This is a genomic window from Kitasatospora sp. NPDC056076 (assembly GCF_042266305.1).
Lineage (GTDB): Bacteria > Actinomycetota > Actinomycetes > Streptomycetales > Streptomycetaceae > Kitasatospora.
Map to the genome: position 1 here is coordinate 118,040 of NZ_JBHJWG010000003.1, position 15,883 is coordinate 133,922.

The window sequence follows — 15,883 nt, forward strand, 5'->3', positions numbered from 1 at the left end:
CTCCGGGATGAGTCTCGTTGGATTGCACACGAATGGTTGACGGCCTGCCCTACGCGAGCAGGCCGCCGCCGTCGACGGTGAGGACGGTGCCGGTGGCGAAGCGCTGTTCCATCAGGTACGCGTAGGCCTCGGCGGTGTCCTCGGGGTCGCCGATCCGGCGGAGGGGGAGGGCGGCGGCGGTCTGCGCGTACAGCTGCTCGCGGTCGGTCTCGGGGAGGCCGGACCAGAGCGGGGTGCGGATCATCCCGGCCCGGACGGCGTTGACCCGGATCGGGGCGAGTTCCACGGCCAGCGCCCGGACGAGGGCTTCGACCGCGCCGCAGATGCTCGCGGGGACGCTCCAGCCGGCTACCGGGCGCAGGCCGGCGGTGCCGGAGGTGAGGGTGATCGAGCCGCCGGGGCGCAGCTGCGGGGTGGCGGCGTGGACGGCGTCGAGGGCGCCGAAGTAGCGCAGGGTGAAGAGGGCGCGGGCGGCGTCGAGGTCCATGGCGTCGACGGTCATCAGGGCGAGCGGGTCGCCTGCGGTGTAGACCAGGTGGTCGAGCGGGCCGAGACGGTCGAAGAGGGCGCTGACCTGGTGGGTGTCGGTGAGGTCGGCGGTCTCGGCGGCGGTGCCGGTGGGCAGGGTGGCGAGGGCGCGGTGGGCGCTGTCGGGCCGGCTGGAGACGACGGTGACGCGGGCGCCGCGTTCGGCGGCGAGGGCGGCGGTGGCGAGGCCGATGCCGGAGGTGCCGCCGAGGACGACGACGTGCTGTTCCTTGAGGGGCATGGTGGTGCCTTTCGTGGTGGGGCGGGGGGCTTGGGTCGATGGTGCTCCGGGCGGGGTGGTGGCGTCCAAGACCTGTTCGGTCGGCTGTCATACCCTCGGGGTATCAGCGGGGAGTGGTGAGCGGGGTGGCGGTGGCGGTGGACGTCGATCTGCGGAAGCTGCGGTATTTCGTCGCGGTGGCAAGGGAGTTGCACTTCGGTCGGGCGGCGGTGGAGTTGCACATCGCGCAGCCGGTGCTGTCGCGGCAGATCCGGTCGTTGGAGGCGGAGTTCGGTGCGCAGTTGTTCCGGCGTGACCGGCGGTCGACCGAACTGACGGACGCGGGGCGGCAGTTGTTGGAGGACGCGCCGCCGTTGCTGGCGGCGGCGGAGGCGTTGCGGCGCCGGGTGGGGCGGTCGGGGGAGGGGGCGGGGGAGGGGCCGGCGCGGTTCGTGGTGGGGTTCATGCCGGGGGTGGCGGTGACGGCGGCGGTGCGGGGGCTGCGCGGGCGGCATCCGGGGCTGGCGGTGGAGGTGGTGCGGAGCTCCTGGGCCGATCAGGCGCGGATGGTGCTGGACGGCCGGGTGGACGTCTCCTGCGTGCGGTTGCCGGTGGACCGGCAGGGTCTGGTGCTGCGTCCGCTGTTCGCCGAGCCGCGGGTGGCGGTGTTGCCGGCGGGTCATCGGTTGGCGGGTGAAGTGTCGGTCGTGATGGCCGAGTTGGGTGGCGAGCTGCTGCTGCAGGATCCGGACTTCGTGCCGGAGTGGCGGGACCTGCCGGGGGTGTCCGGGCGGCGGCCGGAGCGGTCGCGGCCGCGGGTGGACACGGTGGAGGAGAAGCTGGAGTACGTGGCGGCGGGGGAGGGGATGGTGGTGCTGCCGTTGTCGATGGCCGCCTTCTACACCCGTGCGGACGTGGTGCACGTGCCGGTGTCGGACCTCGCGCCGCACCGGGTGTGCGTGGCCTGGGCGGTGGGGCGGACGTCGCCGTTGCTCGCGGAGTTCGCGGAGTTGGCCGGGTCCGCGGCGGAGCACCTCGGTTCTGTCGGTGGCAGCCGCTAGGGTCCGGGCATGAGCGTCCCGGTGATCGGTGAGGTGGAGCGGCGGGCCCGGTTGGGGCGGCGGCAGTTGTTGGCGCCGTCGGTGCGGGCGGCGCGGGTGGAGGACGTGGCGGACGCGGTGGTCGGGCTGCACGCCACGGATGCGGCGACGGTGTACCTGTCCGCGTGCGCGCGACTGGCGGAGCCCTCGGTGGCGGAGGTGGACCGGGCGCTGTACGAGGACGTCTCGCTGGTGAAGCTGCTGTCGATGCGGCGGACGATCTTCGCGGTGACGGAGGGCCTGGCCCCGTACGTGAGTTCGGGTGCGGCGCGGGCGATCGCCGCGAAGGAGCGGGCGGGGCTGCTCAAGCACCTGCGCGACCACGCCGAGGGCTGGGACGAGGCCCGGCTGGCGGAGGCGGAGCGTGCGGTGCTGGCTGCGCTGGCCGTGCGCGGCGAGGCGACGACCAAGGAACTCGGCGACGACGTCCCGCAGTTGCGGGAGACGATGCTGATGTCGGCGGGCAAGGCGTACGAGGCGAAGCAGAGCGTGGGCAGTCGGCTGCTGCGGCTGCTGGCCTCGGACGGGCACGTGCGCCGGTGCCGTCCGCGCGGGTCCTGGTTGAGCAGCAGCTATCCGTGGGCGCTGGTGCCGCAGTGGCCGGACGTGCCGGTGCGGGAGGCGAAGGCGGAGGTGGTGCGGCGCTGGCTGGCGGCGTACGGGCCGGCCGCGGTCGAGGACGTGAAGTGGTGGACGGGCTGGACGCTGGGGGACGTCCGGCGGGCGCTGGCGGACGTGGACGCGCGGGCGGTTGCGCTGGCGGGCGGTGCGGCGGCCGTGGTGCTGCCGGGGGACGAGGGGCCGGTGGCGGCCCCGGAGCCGTGGGCGGCGCTGTTGCCGGCGCTGGATCCGGCGGTGATGGGGTGGCGCGGGCGGGACTGGTACCTGCGGCCGGAGGACGTGCCGGCGCTGTTCGACCGGGCGGGGAACGCGGGGCCGACGGTGTGGTGGTGCGGCGAGGTGGTCGGCGGCTGGGCGCAGCGGGCGGACGGTGAGGTGGTGTGGCGGCTGTTCCGGGACGTGGGGGCGGAGGCGGAGCGGGCGGTCGCGGCGGAGGCGGGGCGGTTGGCGGGGTGGCTGGGGGAGGTGCGGGTGACGCCGCGCTTCCGTACGCCGCTGGAGCGGGAGTTGGTGGCGTAGCGGGAGGTTGAGGACGGGCCCTGGCGGGGGGCGGGGCGCGGCGTCACCCGGTCGCTCACTGGGCCGGGGCGGTGGCCGTTCCGGTGGGCCCGGTGGTGGCGGTGGGCGGGTTGCTGGGGCGGGCGGGCCGGGTCGGGGTGGGCCGGGTGCTGGGGGTGGGCTGTTCCTGGCTGGGGGTGGGCTGGGGGTTCTGCGGGCTGGGGGCGTCGGGGCCGGGCTGCTCGGTGGCGGCGGGGGCGCTGGGGGCGTGGCTGGGGGCGGTGGGTGCGGGCGCGCCGGTGGGGGCGGTGCTGGGGGTGCTGGTGGGGGAGGTGCTGGTGCTGGGCACGGCGGTGGGGGTCCAGGTGTCGGGCCCCTGGTCGCCGCGGCCGGTCTGCAGGTCGAACTGCTGGGTGGGGGTGCCGTTCAGGGCGGCGGTCATGTAGTCGGTCCAGATCCGGGTGGGGAAGGCGCCGCCGTTGACCCGGGTGAGGCCCGCGGTGCCGGCCAGCGGCTCCTTGGCGTGGGTCTTCGGGTTCTCGCGGAACAGGCCGACGGTGGTGGTGAGTTCGGGGGTGTAGCCGGCGAACCAGGCGGAGAGGTTGGCGTCGGTGGTGCCGGTCTTGCCGGCGGCGGGGCGGCCCAGGTCGAGGGCGGCGGCTCCGGTGCCGCGGGGGCTGACGACGTCGCGCAGGACGTCGGTGACGGAGTCGGCGACGGTGCGGCCGACGGCGTCGGTGGCCTTGTGGTCGGGCATCTTGGGGACGTCGATGGCGCCGCCGGGGTTGACCCGTTCGAGTTTCTGGACGGACCAGGGGGTGTGCGCCTGGCCGTGGTTGGCGAGGGTGGCGTAGGCGCCGGCCAGGTCGAGGGCGCTGGGGGTGGCGGTGCCGAGGGTCATCGAGGTGTTGGCCGGGTCCATGCCGCGGACGCTGTCGGGGATGCCGAGTTTGACGGCGGTGTCCCGGACGCGGCCGAGTCCGGCGTCGACGCCCTCCTGGGCGTAGACGGAGTTGACGGACTTGACCATGGCGTAGCGCAGGGTGATGTTGCCGTAGTCGACGTCGTCCTCGTTGGGCGGGGCGTACGGGGTGGGGCCGCCGGTGACGGGGCGTTCGCTGGTGCCGTCGTAGCGGGTCTCGGTGGTGATCGGGCGGCCGTCGACGGAGTGCTGGGCGATCAGGCCGGCGGCGAGGTCGACCGGTTTGAAGGTGGAGCCGATCTGGTTGTCCTGGCGCAGGGCGTCGTTGAAGGGCTGCTTGGCGTAGTCGGGGCCGCCGTAGACGGCGATGACGCGGCCGGTGGCGGGTTCGACGGAGGCGCCGGCGACCCGGACGTCGGTGTCGGTGGCGGGGCGGGCCTTGGGGTCGAGTTCGCTGGTGAGTTCGGACTGGACGGCCTTGACGAAGGCGTCCTGGCGGGGCTTGTCGAAGGTGGTGGTGATCCGCCAGCCGCCGGCCTTGAGGGTGGCGGCGTCGATGGTGCCGGAGGAGATGAGGTAGTCGTCGGCGACGCCGACCAGGTAGCCGGCCTGGCCGGCGAGTCCGGTGGCGGGCTGGGGGTCGATGGGTTCGGGGAAGGTGGTGGCGGTGCGGTCGGCGCTGGTGAGGAAGCCGAGTTGGACCATGCCGTCGAGGGCGTAGTTCCAGCGGGCGAGGGCCTTCTCGCGGTTGGCGGGGGTGGCGGTCCGGACGTCGTAGAGGCTGGGGGCCTGGAGCAGGGAGGCGAGGTAGGCGCCCTGGCCGAGAGTGAGTTGGGAGACGTCGACGCCGTAGTAGGCGTGGGCGGCGCTCTGGATGCCGTAGGCGCCGCGGCCGAAGTAGCTGCTGTTGAGGTAGCCGGCGAGGATCTCGTTCTTGCTGCGCTGCTGGTCGACCTTGAGGGCGATGAAGAGCTCGCGGCCCTTGCGTTCGAAGGTCTGGTCCTGGGTCAGGTAGTAGTTCTTGACGTACTGCTGGGTGATGGTGGAGCCGCCCTGCATGCCCTTGCCGAGCAGGGTGTTCCAGCCGGCCCGGGCCATGCCCCTCAGGTCGATGCCGCGGTTCTGGTAGAAGGTGCGGTCCTCGGCGGAGACGACGGCCTGCTGGGTCGGCAGGGGGATCTGCTCGATGGTGACGTCGGTGCGGTTGACGGCTCCGGTGCGGGCGATCTCGGTGGTGCCGTCGGCGTAGAGGTAGATGTTGTTCTGGGCGGTGGCGTGGGCGTTGGGGTCGGGCACCGGGACGATGACGTAGAGCACGGCGAAGGCGCCGACGGCGAGCAGCAGCAGCGCGGTGAGGGTGCCGAGGGTGATCCGCCAGGTGGGCAGGAGCCGGCGCCAGAGGGGGAGGGCGCGGCGGGCTTCGCGGCGGGCGGCCCGTTTGGCCTGGCGGCGGGTGCTCAACGTCATGGCGGGATTATCTGCTATTTGACGTGGGTTCAGCGGCGGCGGGGGTCTGAACTGCGTGGTTGCGCGTGGCGGTGCGCGCGCCCCGGGGTGCGTCGGAAATCCGGGTGCGGGCCGTGGGGGCCGGCGGTACGGTGAAAGGTGCAAATCGCATAGCGCGTCCACTTCGTCAGCTCCGCACGTCCGGCCCGGTACCCCCGGGGGCGGTCGGTCGGGGCCGCTGGGGTGTGCGCCGACGTCGCGCGGCGCCCGTCTGCGCCTGCAAATGTCGATAAGGAGACAATATGCACGGAGCTTCCACCGCGGAGGCGAGGCCTCCCGATACCGGCACCGCCCTCGGGCTGTACGCCGCCGTCGCCCGCGGCGCCTTCCGCCGCTACTCCACCTACCGGGCCGCCACCCTGGCCGGGACCTTCACCAACACCGTCTTCGGGGTCATCCTGGCCTCCTCCTTCCTCGCCCTCTGGCAGGCCCGCCCCAACCTCGGCGGCTACGACCAGGGCCAGGCCGTCACCTACATCTGGGTCAGCCAGGGCCTGCTGGTCACCGTCGCGGTCTGGGGCGGGGGCTTCCAGGACGAGATCCAGGACCGCTTCCGCAGCGGGGACATCGCCGTCGACCTCTACCGTCCGGTCGACTTCCAGGGCTGGTGGCTGGCCACCGACCTCGGCCGGGCCGGCTTCCAGGCGCTGGTCCGCGGCACCGTGCCGATGCTGTTCGGCGCCCTGGTGTTCCACACCCGGATGCCCGAGCGGCCGCTGACCTGGGTGTTCTTCCTGCTCTCGGTGCTGCTCGCGCTGCTGGTCAGCTTCGGCGTGCGGTTCCTGGTCTCGATCACCGGCTTCTGGCTGCACGACTCGGAGGGGGTGCGCGCGGTGAGCCTGGTGGTCTCGATGTTCTTCTCCGGGATGCTGCTGCCGATCGTGCTCTTCCCCGGCTGGCTCGGCGACCTGGCCCGGGTGCTGCCCTGGGCGGCCCTGGTCAAGGTGCCGACCGACGTCTTCCTGGAGCGGGCGGGCGGCACCGGGCTGCTCCGGGCGCTCGGCTTCCAGCTCGGCTGGGCGGCCGCGCTGCTGGCCGCGGGCCGGGGCGCGCAGTGGCTGGCGACCCGCCGGGTGGTGGTGCAGGGTGGCTGAGCCGTTCCTCGCCCGGACGTCCTGGGCGGTCCGCTCCTGGTGGATCTGCGCCCGGATGTGGATGCGCTCGATGATGGCCTACCGGGCCTCCTTCCTGCTCAACCTGCTGGCCAGCCTGGTCACCCACTCGCTCGACTTCGTCGTGCTGGTGATCATGTTCCGGCACACCGACCAGCTCGGCGGCTGGCACCTGCCGGAGATCGCCTTCCTCTACGCCACCGCGACCTTCTCGCTCGGCATCGCCAACCTGCTGGTCGGCTCGGCCGACGGCCTCGGCGTACGGATCATGAACGGTTCGCTGGACACCATGCTGGTCCGCCCCGCGCCCGCGCTCTCCCAGCTGTGCGCCGAGCGGTTCACCCTGCGCCGGCTCGGCCGCCCGCTCCAGGCCGTGATCGTGCTCGGCTGGTCCCTGACCGCCCTGGACGTGCACTGGACCTGGGACCGGGTGCTGCTGGTGCCCGTCCTGCTGGTGTGCGGCAGCGTCATCTTCGGCGCGATCTACGTCGGCGGCGCCACCGTCCAGTTCTGGTGGGGCGAGTCCAAGGAGATCCAGAACTCCTTCACCTACGGCGGCGCGACCCTGCTGCACTACCCGCCGACGGTCTTCGCCAAGGAACTGGTGGCCGGGGTGGTCTTCGGCGTCCCGCTGGCCTTCGTCAACTGGCTGCCCACCCTGCGCATCCTCGACCGGCCCGACCCGCTCGGGCTGCCCACCGCCTTCCAGTACGCCTCCCCGGTCGCCGCCGCGCTCTGCGTCGCCGCCGCCGGGCTGGCCTGGCGGGCCGGACTGCGCGCCTACCGCGGCACCGGCAGCTGACCCCCGTACCGAAAGGACCCCCCGTGGCACTGATCGAACTCCAGGACGTCCACCGCACCTTCACCGTGCGGGCCCGCACCGGCCGGTTCAGCCGGGTCAAGCGCGAGGTGCGCGCGGTCGACGGCCTCAGCTTCACCGTCGAGGCCGGCGAGTGCGTCGGCTACATCGGGCCCAACGGCGCCGGGAAGTCGACCACCATCAAGATGCTCACCGGCATCCTCGTCCCCAGCTCCGGCCGGCTGCGCGTCGCCGGGGTCGACCCGGCCCGCGAACGGGTCACGCTGGCCCGCCGGATCGGCGTCGTCTTCGGGCAGCGCACCACCCTGTGGTGGGACCTCCCGCTGCGCGACTCCTTCGAACTCGCCCGCCGGATCTACCGGATCCCCGACCCGCGGTACCGCGAGAACCTCGGCCGCTGCGTCGAACTCCTCGACCTGGGCGGCCTGTTGGACACCCCCGTACGGCAGCTCTCGCTCGGCCAGCGGATGCGCGGCGACCTCGCGGCGGCCCTGCTGCACGACCCCCGGGTGCTCTACCTGGACGAGCCGACCATCGGCCTGGACGTGGTCAGCAAGGGCCGGGTGCGGGAGTTCCTGCGCGAGGTCAACCGGGACCGCGGCACCACCGTGCTGCTCACCACCCACGACCTCACCGACATCGAGCAACTCTGCGGCCGGGTGATGGTGATCGACCACGGCCGGGTCGTCCACGACGGCGGGCTGGACGGGCTGCACGCCGCCGGGCGCAGCGAGCGGACCCTGGTGGTCGACCTGGCCGAGGCCCGGCCGCCGATCGAGGTGGCCGGGGCGCGGGTGGTGAAGGTCGAGGGGCCGCGCCAGTGGCTGGCCTTCCCGGCGCAGGAGAGCGCGGCGCCGATCGTGGCGGCGGTCGCGGCGCGGTACCCGCTGGTGGACCTCTCGGTGCGGGAGCCGGCCATCGAGGACGTGATCGCGCGGATGTACGCGGAGGTGGCGATCGGCTGAGGGCGGGGCGGCCCGGGCCGGGGCGGCGGCCGTTCGGGGATTGACGGTTCGGGCGGGCGTTCGGTGCGCGTCACCCGTCCGGGGAGGGCAGGTGACTCCCCGGCGGGCGGCCGAGTTGGACCGTGCATCGCCGCCGGTCAGCGCGCCGGCGAACCGCCGCTGCCCCGGAGGCCCGCCGCCCGATGACCGTACCCGACGTGACCGTGGTGGTCGCGGTCCACGACACCGTGCCGTACCTCGCCGCGTGCCTGGACTCGCTGGTCGGGCAGTCCCTGGAGCCGGGGCGGCTGGAGGTGGTGGTCGTCGACGACGGCTCCACGGACGGCGGCGAGGTGCTGTTGGACGAGTACGCGGCCCGGCACCCCGGGGTGTTCCGGGTGGTCCACCAGCCCGACCCGGGTGGTCCGGCGGACCCCACCGACCGCGGCGCGGACCTGGCCCGGGGGCGGTACGTGCTCTTCCTCGGCGCCGACGACCGGCTCGGCGAGGAGGCGCTGGAGCGGCTGGTCGCGGCCGCCGACGCCTGGGGCTCGGACGTGGTCCTCTCGGACCGGCCGTTCACCCTGGAGGCCTGCCTGCGGGCCGTCCGGGTCTCCGTCCCCGCCGACTACGACCACTACGTCCTGGTGCTGCGCGAGGACCGGGGCAACGCCACCGAGCGGGCCTCGGTGCTCGACCGGCTGCGCGGGATCACCGCCCTCCAGCAGGTGGCCGCCGAACTCGCGGATCCCGGGGAGGAGTTGGATGCCATTCGGGTGCGCAGCTTCGCCTGGGACGTGCCCCGGCTGCTCCAGGACGGCTTCCTGTTGCTGGACGACGGGCTGCAACGGCGGGTGTGCGCCGAGGTCGGCCGGATGATCGAGTGCTTCGGCGCCCGCGCGGTGTACGACCGGCTGCCGGTCACCGCCCGGCTGCGGCTCGAACTCGCCGCCGCCGTACGGCCGGGGGCGCTGCGCGACCAGATCCGCTACGAGGCCGCGCACGGCGACCCGCCGGTGGTGGCGGTCGGCCGGCGGCGCTACGCGGGGTACCCGGCGTTCCGGGACGCCCGGCTCGGCCTGCCCGACGGGCTGTTCCTGCTGGGCGAGGAGCCGCTGCCGGTGGACGTCCCGCCGCTCAACCTCGCCCAGCAGCTGTGGCGCGGCGTCGTCCCGGAGCAGCTGCGGCGCGGGCTGCGGCGCCACCCGGTGTGGCGTCGGCTCGCCAACTCGGTGAACGGGGGACGGGGATGAGCACCGACGCGCCGGTGGTGGCGGCGGTGTTGCAGGCGGACCACCCGGAGTGCCGGGAGCTGGGGCCGGGGAAGCTGCCGGGGGTGCGGGTGCGGCGGATCGTACGGGGCGGGGCGTGAGCGGTTCGGGGGCGTGCTGGGCGGGGCGTGCGGCGGGTCGGAGGCGGCCCGGTCCGGGTGCGCTTCGGTTCCGGGGGCGTGTGATCGCGGGGCACGCCCCCGTCCGCGCCGGTCAGCGGGCAGACTGGCGGGGTGAGTGACGAAGCCTTCAGCGGGACCGGCCCCGGGGTCCGGTTCACCGCGGCCGACGAGCAGAAGAGACACGGCGTCCGCCGGATGAAGACCATCGCGACCGGCCTGCTGGCCTTCGCGACCCTGGTCTTCGCCCTGGCGACCTGGGCGAAGGCGGCCGGTGCCGGCCCCTGGGCCGGGTACGTGGCGGCCGCCGCCGAGGCCGGCATGGTCGGCGCGCTGGCCGACTGGTTCGCCGTGACGGCGCTGTTCCGCCGCCCCTTCGGCCTGCCGATCCCGCACACCGCGATCATCCCGACCAAGAAGGACGCCTTCGGGCGCTCGCTCGGCGACTTCGTCGGCGACAACTTCCTGGCCGGCCACGTGGTGCGCGGCCGGCTGGCCGCGCTCGGCGTCGGCCGCCGGCTGGGGGAGTGGCTGGCCGCACCGGGGAGCGCCGAGCGGGTCACCAAGGAGGCCTCGGCGGCGCTGCGCGGGCTGCTCGCGGTGCTGCGCGACGACGACGTGCGGGCGGTGGTCGCCGAGGCGGTGACCAGGCGGGCCGCCGCGACCTCGGTGGCCGAGCCGATGGGCCGGATGCTGGGCAAGGTGGTCGCGGACGGCGGCCACCACGGGGTGGTGGACCTGGTCGCCGTCCGGGCGCACGGCTGGCTGACCGACAACCACGAGGACGTGGTCCGCAAGGTCACCCAGAAGACCCCGGGCTGGACCCCGAAGTTCCTCGACCACCAGGTCGGCGAGCGGGTCTACAAGGAGCTGCTGCGCTTCGTCACCGACATCCGGGACGACCCCGAGCACCCGGCCCGCGGCGCGATCGACAACTTCCTCGCCGACTTCGCCACCGAGCTGCAGAACGACCCGGAGACCATCGCCCGGGTCGAGCGCGCCAAGGGCGAGCTGCTCGCCCGCCCCGAGGTGCAGGACCTGATCAACTCCACCTGGGCGGCCGTGCGCACCCTGGTGATGGGTGCGGCCGAGGACGAGGACAGCGAACTGCGCCGGCGCATCCGCGACGGCGTGCGCCGCTTCGGCGAGCGCCTGGCCACCGACGCCAAGCTCCAGGCCAAGGTCGACGGTTGGCTGCAGGACGCCGCCCAGTACCTGGTCGACACCTACCGGACCGAGATCACCTCGCTGATCTCCGAGACGGTGGCGGGCTGGGACGCCGACGAGGCCTCGCGCAAGATCGAGGCCAACGTCGGGCGGGACCTCCAGTTCATCCGGATCAACGGCACGGTGGTGGGCGCCCTGGCCGGGCTGCTGATCCACACCGTGGCGGTGGCCCTCGGCGGGTGACCCCGGGACCGGGCCTATCCTTGCCAGCACCAGTCGGTACGCGCGTAGAAGCAGAGAAGAGGGAACCACCGTGGTCCAGCCGGACGGAAGTCGGATCGGCCCCAACCCCAGCAGGACCGGGCCGGGCGACCGGAGCATCGAGGCGTTCATCGCCGGGATGCCCAAGGCGGAACTGCACGTCCACCACGTCGGCTCGGCCTCGCCGCGGATCGTCGCGGACCTGGCCTCCCGCTACGCCGGGCAGTCCAAGGTGCCGACGGACCCGGCGGCGCTCGCCGAGTACTTCACCTTCACCGACTTCGCGCACTTCATCGACGTCTACCTGAGCGTGGTGGACCTCGTCCGCGACGCCGAGGACGTCCGGGCGCTCACCTACGGCGTGGCCGAGGACATGGCCCGGCAGAACATCCGCTACGCCGAGCTGACCCTCACGCCGTACTCCTCGGTCAAGCGCGGCATCCCCGACGTGGCCTTCATGGAGGCGATCGAGGACGCCCGGCTGCGCGCCGAGAAGGACCTCGGCGTGGTGCTGCGCTGGTGCTTCGACATCCCGGGCGAGGCCGGCCTGGAGGCCGCCGAGATCACCGCCCGGCTGGCCACCGACCTGGCCCCCGAGGGCCTGGTCAGCTTCGGCCTGGGCGGCCCGGAGATCGGCGTGCCGCGGCCCCAGTTCAAGCCGTACTTCGACCGGGCCCGGGCGGCCGGGCTGCGCTCCGTCCCGCACGCCGGTGAGACCACCGGGCCGGAGACGGTCTGGGACGCCCTCCGCGAGCTCGGCGCCGAGCGCATCGGGCACGGCACCCAGGCGGTGAAGGACCCGGCGCTGGTCGACCACCTGGGCGAGCACCGCATCCCGCTGGAGGTCTGCCCGACCTCCAACATCGCCACCCGGGCGGTGGAGCGGATCGAGGACCACCCGATCAAGCGGATGGTGGACGCCGGGCTGCTGGTCACCGTCAACAGCGACGACCCGCCGATGTTCGGCACCGACCTCAACACCGAGTACGCGGTGGCGGCGCGGCTGCTGGGGCTGGACGAGACCGGGGTGGCGGCGCTGGCCCGCAACGCGGTCGAGGCCTCCTTCCTGGAGCAGGCGGGCAAGGCGCGGCTGGCCGGCGAGATCGACTCCTACCTGGCGGGCTGGCAGCAGCAGCGCTGACGTTCCCGCAGGTCAACCGCCCCGTCGACGTCGTCGGCGGGGCGGTTCGCGTGGTGCCGCCGGTGCGGCGCCGGAGGTGGCGACGGGCATGGTGCCGAGGGTGGCGCCGGGCGCGGCCGGAGGTGGCACCGGATGTGGCGCCAAAGTGGTGCCAAAAACGCCTCGACATGGCACCACGGCTGTGCCATGCTCTAGCCATGGACCTCACGCCGTACGTCGAAAACCTCCGGAACGAGCTCGCGGTGGCCGCCGCCACCGGTGGGGACGAAGCGCGGGCGCTGGCCGACCGGCTGACGCTCCCGCTGGAGTCGGCCGTGCGGCTCACCCTGCTCAACGCCCTCTCCGCCGCCATGGGCGAAGTCACCCGTGACCTCGCCCCGGGCTCGGTGGACGTGCGACTGCGCGGCCTCGACCCCGAGTTCGTGGTGACGGCGCCGCCCGGTTCCGCCGGCTTCCACGGCGACGCGCCGCCCGCGATGCCGAGCGGGCTGTCGCCCGCGGCGTCGGGCGCGCTGCCGCCCGTGGTGCCACCGGTGGCGCCGCCCGTGGTGCCACCGATAGTGCCACCCGCGCTGCCGGTGCCCCCGTCCGTGATGCCGGAGTCGGACGACAGCGGCACCGCCCGGATCAACCTGCGCCTGCCCGCCCACCTCAAGGCCAGGGCGGAGGAGGCCGCCGGGCAAGAGGGCCTCTCGCTCAACGCCTGGCTGGTCCGGGCCGTCGCCGGAGCGGTCGACGGCGGCGCCCGGGCCGCCCGCCCGGCCGCCGAGCTCGGGTCCCGCGCCGTCCGCGGCGTCGGAGGCCAGGGCTTCACCGGCTGGGTCCACTAGCGCCCCCGCAGCACCGCCGGTCCTGCCGGCCCCGCCAGACCCACCGCCCCTGCAACGTCACCCCCGCTCCGACCAGCGGGAACACTCACACGAGTCAAGAGGACGGCACAGCCATGCCCACGTACGAGACCGACGGACAGATCTCCGTCTCCCTTGAGTTCGAGATCGGCTCGGTGTGGATCCGGGCCAGCAAGCGCACCGACACCGTCGTCGAGGTCCGGCCCACCAGCGCCGCCAGGGACGCGGACGTCAAGGCCGCCGAGCTGACCCAGGTCGACTTCTCCGGCGGCCGGCTCACCGTCAAGGGCCCCAAGCAGCGCACCGTGTTCTCCAGCAAGAAGGGCTCGATCGACCTCACCGTCGAGCTGCCCGCCGGCTCCGAGGTGCACGCCGACTCCCCGATGGCGGACTTCGTCACCGAGGGCCCGCTCGGCGACTGCCGGATCAAGACCTCCATGGGCCGGATCCAGCTCGACCGGGCCGCCGGCGCGCGGCTCAAGACCGACATCGGCGACATCCGGGTCGGCACCGTCACCGGGGACGCCGAGGTGACGGGCTCGGGCCGGATCGAGGTCGGCTCCGTCGGGGGCCGGCTGACGGTCAAGAACAGCCACGGCGACACCGAGATCGACGAGGTGCGCGGCGAGCTGGCGGCGAACGCCTCCAACGGCCGGATCCACATCGGCCTCGCCGAGGGGGACGTCGAGGCCAAGACCGCGAACGGCCACATCCGGGTCGGCCAGGTCGTCCGGGGCAAGGTCGGCCTCCAGGTCGGCGTCGGGGACATCGAGGTCGGCATCGCGGAGGGCACGGCGGCCTGGCTCGACGTGCACAGCAAGTTCGGTGCCGTCCGCAACGCCCTCGACACGGCCACCGGTCCGGGCGAGGCCCGGGAGACGGTCGAGGTCCGCGGCACCACCCAGATCGGCAGCATCCTCATCCGGAGGGCCTGATGGCGGCGACGACGGCGAACGCGGCGACGGCCCCGGTCGCGAGCACCGCGGCGATCTCGGTGACCGGGCTGACCAAGAACTACGGGGACAAGGCGGTGCTCAGGGGCGTCGACCTGTCCATCCCGGCGGGCAGCGTCTTCGCCCTGCTCGGGCCGAACGGCGCGGGCAAGACCACCACGGTGGAGATCCTCTCCACCCTGATCCCCGCCGACGGCGGCACGGTCCGGGTGGCCGGGCACGACGTGGCCCGCCAGGCCGACGGGGTGCGGAAGGCGATCGGGGTCACCGGCCAGTTCTCGGCGGTGGACAACCTCCTCACCGCCGAGGAGAACCTGATGCTGATGGCCGACCTCAACCACCTCCGCCGTCGGGAGGGGCGGAGGCGGGCCGAGGGACTGCTGCGGCGCTTCGAGCTCGACGAAGCCGCGCGCCGGCCGGTCGCCACCTTCTCCGGCGGCATGCGGCGCAAGCTCGACCTGGCGATGACCCTGGTCGGCGACCCCGAGGTGATCTTCCTGGACGAGCCCACCACCGGGCTGGACCCGCGCAGTCGGCGCACCATGTGGGAGATCATCCGGGGCCTGGTCGCCGACCACGGGGTGACGATCTTCCTCACCACCCAGTACCTGGACGAGGCCGACCAACTCGCCGACCGGATCGCCGTCCTGGACGACGGCCGGATCGTCGCCGAGGGCACGGCCGAGGAGTTGAAGCGGATCGTCCCCGGCGGGCGGATCCGGCTCCAGTTCTCGGACGCCGACCGACTCGCCGCCGCCGCGGCGCTGTTCGACTACGCCACCGCCGACGCGGAGGCCCTGCGGCTGGACATCCCGGGGGACAACTCCGTGCTCACCGTGCGGGCGGTGCTGGACGCGCTCGACAACGCCTCCGTGCCGGCCGAGTCGCTGGTCGTGGAGACGGCCGACCTGGACGACGTCTTCCTGCAACTCACCGGAGAGGGTGCACGATGAGCACGGCGACGTACGTGGTCAGCGACTCGCTGACCATGCTGAGGCGCAACCTCAAGCGCGCGCAGCGGTACCCGGCGATGACCTTCTCCGTCGTGGTGATGCCGGTGATGATGCTGCTGCTCTTCAACTACGCCTTCGGGGGCGCGTTGGGGGCCGGCATCGGGGGCGGGAGCTACATCGACTACGTGACGCCGGGGATCGTCCTGATGACGGCGACGTCGGGGGCGGTCGCCACGGCGGTCGGCGTCTGCGTCGACATGACCGAGGGGATCGTCAACCGGTTCCGGACGATGGCGATCTCGCGCTCGGCGTTCCTGACCGGGCACGTGGTCGGGAGCGTGATCCAGACGGTGGTCGCGCTCGTGGTGGTGACCGGCGCGGCCTTCGCCATGGGGTTCCGGTCGAGCGCGGGGCCGCTGGAGTGGCTGGCGGCCGCGGGCCTGCTGCTGTTCGTGACCCTGACGCTGACCTGGATATCGGCGGGGATCGGGCTGGTCTCCAAGACGCCGGAGAGCGCGAGCAACACGCCGCTGCCGCTGACCTTCCTGCCCTTCATCGGCAGCGCGATCGTGCCGCCGGACTCGATGCCGACCGTGCTGCGGTGGTTCGCCGAGTACCAGCCCTTCACGCCGATCATCGAGACCCTGCGCGGTCTGCTGATGGGCACCGGCATCGGCAACAGCGGCTGGATCGCCCTCGCCTGGTGCACCGGGCTGACGCTGCTCGGCTACTTCTGGTCGCGGAGCGTCTTCTACCGGCGGTGACGGGGGTACGGCCGGTAGCCGTCGGACGGTCCGGGAGGCGGGGACACCCGCCACCCGGGCCGCCGTGGCGTTCCGGGCCCCGCTCCACCGCCGGGCCCCTGTAGTAAAGTCCGCGCCAAAGTTCGGCAAACCGGC

The 15,883-nt window shown here is 73.6% G+C and carries 15 protein-coding genes; 13 read left to right on the plus strand and 2 right to left on the minus strand.

The window, feature by feature from the left end; translation table 11 throughout:
- Positions 1 to 49 precede the first annotated feature (49 nt).
- Positions 50 to 769, minus strand: coding sequence for an SDR family oxidoreductase (locus ACFC1T_RS03880; protein ID WP_375883130.1), 720 nt, complete (start codon positions 767 to 769; stop codon positions 50 to 52).
- Positions 770 to 906: 137 nt separating this feature from the next.
- Here ACFC1T_RS03880 and ACFC1T_RS03885 point away from each other — a divergent pair, with 137 nt between their 5' ends.
- Positions 907 to 1,809 carry a LysR family transcriptional regulator gene (locus ACFC1T_RS03885; RefSeq protein ID WP_375883133.1) on the plus strand — a complete coding sequence of 301 codons (903 nt, stop codon included), beginning with the start codon at positions 907 to 909 and terminating at the stop codon, positions 1,807 to 1,809.
- A gap of 9 nt (positions 1,810 to 1,818) precedes the next feature.
- Positions 1,819 to 2,988: a winged helix DNA-binding domain-containing protein gene (locus ACFC1T_RS03890; RefSeq protein WP_375883136.1), complete on the plus strand. Its 1,170-nt coding sequence runs from the start codon at positions 1,819 to 1,821 to the stop codon at positions 2,986 to 2,988.
- Positions 2,989 to 3,043: 55 nt separating this feature from the next.
- On the opposite strand, the gene ACFC1T_RS03895 is transcribed toward ACFC1T_RS03890, so the two are convergent.
- Positions 3,044 to 5,356, minus strand: a complete 2,313-nt coding sequence (locus ACFC1T_RS03895; protein ID WP_375883139.1) for a transglycosylase domain-containing protein — start codon at positions 5,354 to 5,356, stop codon at positions 3,044 to 3,046.
- A gap of 281 nt (positions 5,357 to 5,637) precedes the next feature.
- Here ACFC1T_RS03895 and ACFC1T_RS03900 point away from each other — a divergent pair, with 281 nt between their 5' ends.
- From ACFC1T_RS03900 to ACFC1T_RS03950, 11 genes are all read left to right on the plus strand, one after another.
- Entirely contained in the window at positions 5,638 to 6,489 is an 852-nt protein-coding gene (locus tag ACFC1T_RS03900; RefSeq protein ID WP_375883141.1) for an ABC transporter permease, read from the plus strand.
- Complete coding sequence (locus tag ACFC1T_RS03905) at positions 6,482 to 7,309, plus strand: ABC transporter permease (RefSeq protein WP_375883143.1); 828 nt, start codon at positions 6,482 to 6,484, stop codon at positions 7,307 to 7,309. The genes ACFC1T_RS03900 and ACFC1T_RS03905 overlap by 8 nt, the downstream gene beginning before the upstream one ends.
- 23 nt (positions 7,310 to 7,332) lie before the next feature.
- A complete protein-coding gene (locus tag ACFC1T_RS03910) occupies positions 7,333 to 8,292 on the plus strand; it encodes an ATP-binding cassette domain-containing protein (protein WP_375883145.1) in 960 nt (319 codons plus the stop codon).
- A 182-nt stretch (positions 8,293 to 8,474) separates the two neighbouring features.
- Positions 8,475 to 9,524, plus strand: a complete 1,050-nt coding sequence (locus ACFC1T_RS03915; protein ID WP_375883147.1) for a glycosyltransferase family 2 protein — start codon at positions 8,475 to 8,477, stop codon at positions 9,522 to 9,524.
- Positions 9,521 to 9,643, plus strand: coding sequence for a hypothetical protein (locus tag ACFC1T_RS03920; RefSeq protein ID WP_375883150.1), 123 nt, complete (start codon positions 9,521 to 9,523; stop codon positions 9,641 to 9,643). The genes ACFC1T_RS03915 and ACFC1T_RS03920 overlap by 4 nt, the downstream gene beginning before the upstream one ends.
- A 132-nt stretch (positions 9,644 to 9,775) precedes the next feature.
- On the plus strand, positions 9,776 to 11,071 hold the full coding sequence (locus ACFC1T_RS03925; protein WP_375883153.1) for a DUF445 domain-containing protein: 1,296 nt from the start codon (positions 9,776 to 9,778) through the stop codon (positions 11,069 to 11,071).
- A 94-nt stretch (positions 11,072 to 11,165) separates the two neighbouring features.
- Positions 11,166 to 12,230 (plus strand): adenosine deaminase, encoded by a 1,065-nt coding sequence (locus ACFC1T_RS03930; protein ID WP_375883462.1) that lies wholly within the window; start codon positions 11,166 to 11,168, stop codon positions 12,228 to 12,230.
- A 197-nt stretch (positions 12,231 to 12,427) separates the two neighbouring features.
- Positions 12,428 to 13,060 (plus strand): toxin-antitoxin system HicB family antitoxin, encoded by a 633-nt coding sequence (locus ACFC1T_RS03935; RefSeq protein WP_375883156.1) that lies wholly within the window; start codon positions 12,428 to 12,430, stop codon positions 13,058 to 13,060.
- 113 nt (positions 13,061 to 13,173) lie between these two features.
- Complete coding sequence (locus ACFC1T_RS03940) at positions 13,174 to 14,013, plus strand: DUF4097 domain-containing protein (RefSeq protein ID WP_375883159.1); 840 nt, start codon at positions 13,174 to 13,176, stop codon at positions 14,011 to 14,013.
- On the plus strand, positions 14,013 to 14,984 hold the full coding sequence (locus tag ACFC1T_RS03945; protein ID WP_375883161.1) for an ABC transporter ATP-binding protein: 972 nt from the start codon (positions 14,013 to 14,015) through the stop codon (positions 14,982 to 14,984). The genes ACFC1T_RS03940 and ACFC1T_RS03945 overlap by 1 nt, the downstream gene beginning before the upstream one ends.
- A complete protein-coding gene (locus tag ACFC1T_RS03950; protein ID WP_375883164.1) occupies positions 14,981 to 15,748 on the plus strand; it encodes an ABC transporter permease in 768 nt (255 codons plus the stop codon). The genes ACFC1T_RS03945 and ACFC1T_RS03950 overlap by 4 nt, the downstream gene beginning before the upstream one ends.
- Positions 15,749 to 15,883 lie beyond the last annotated feature (135 nt).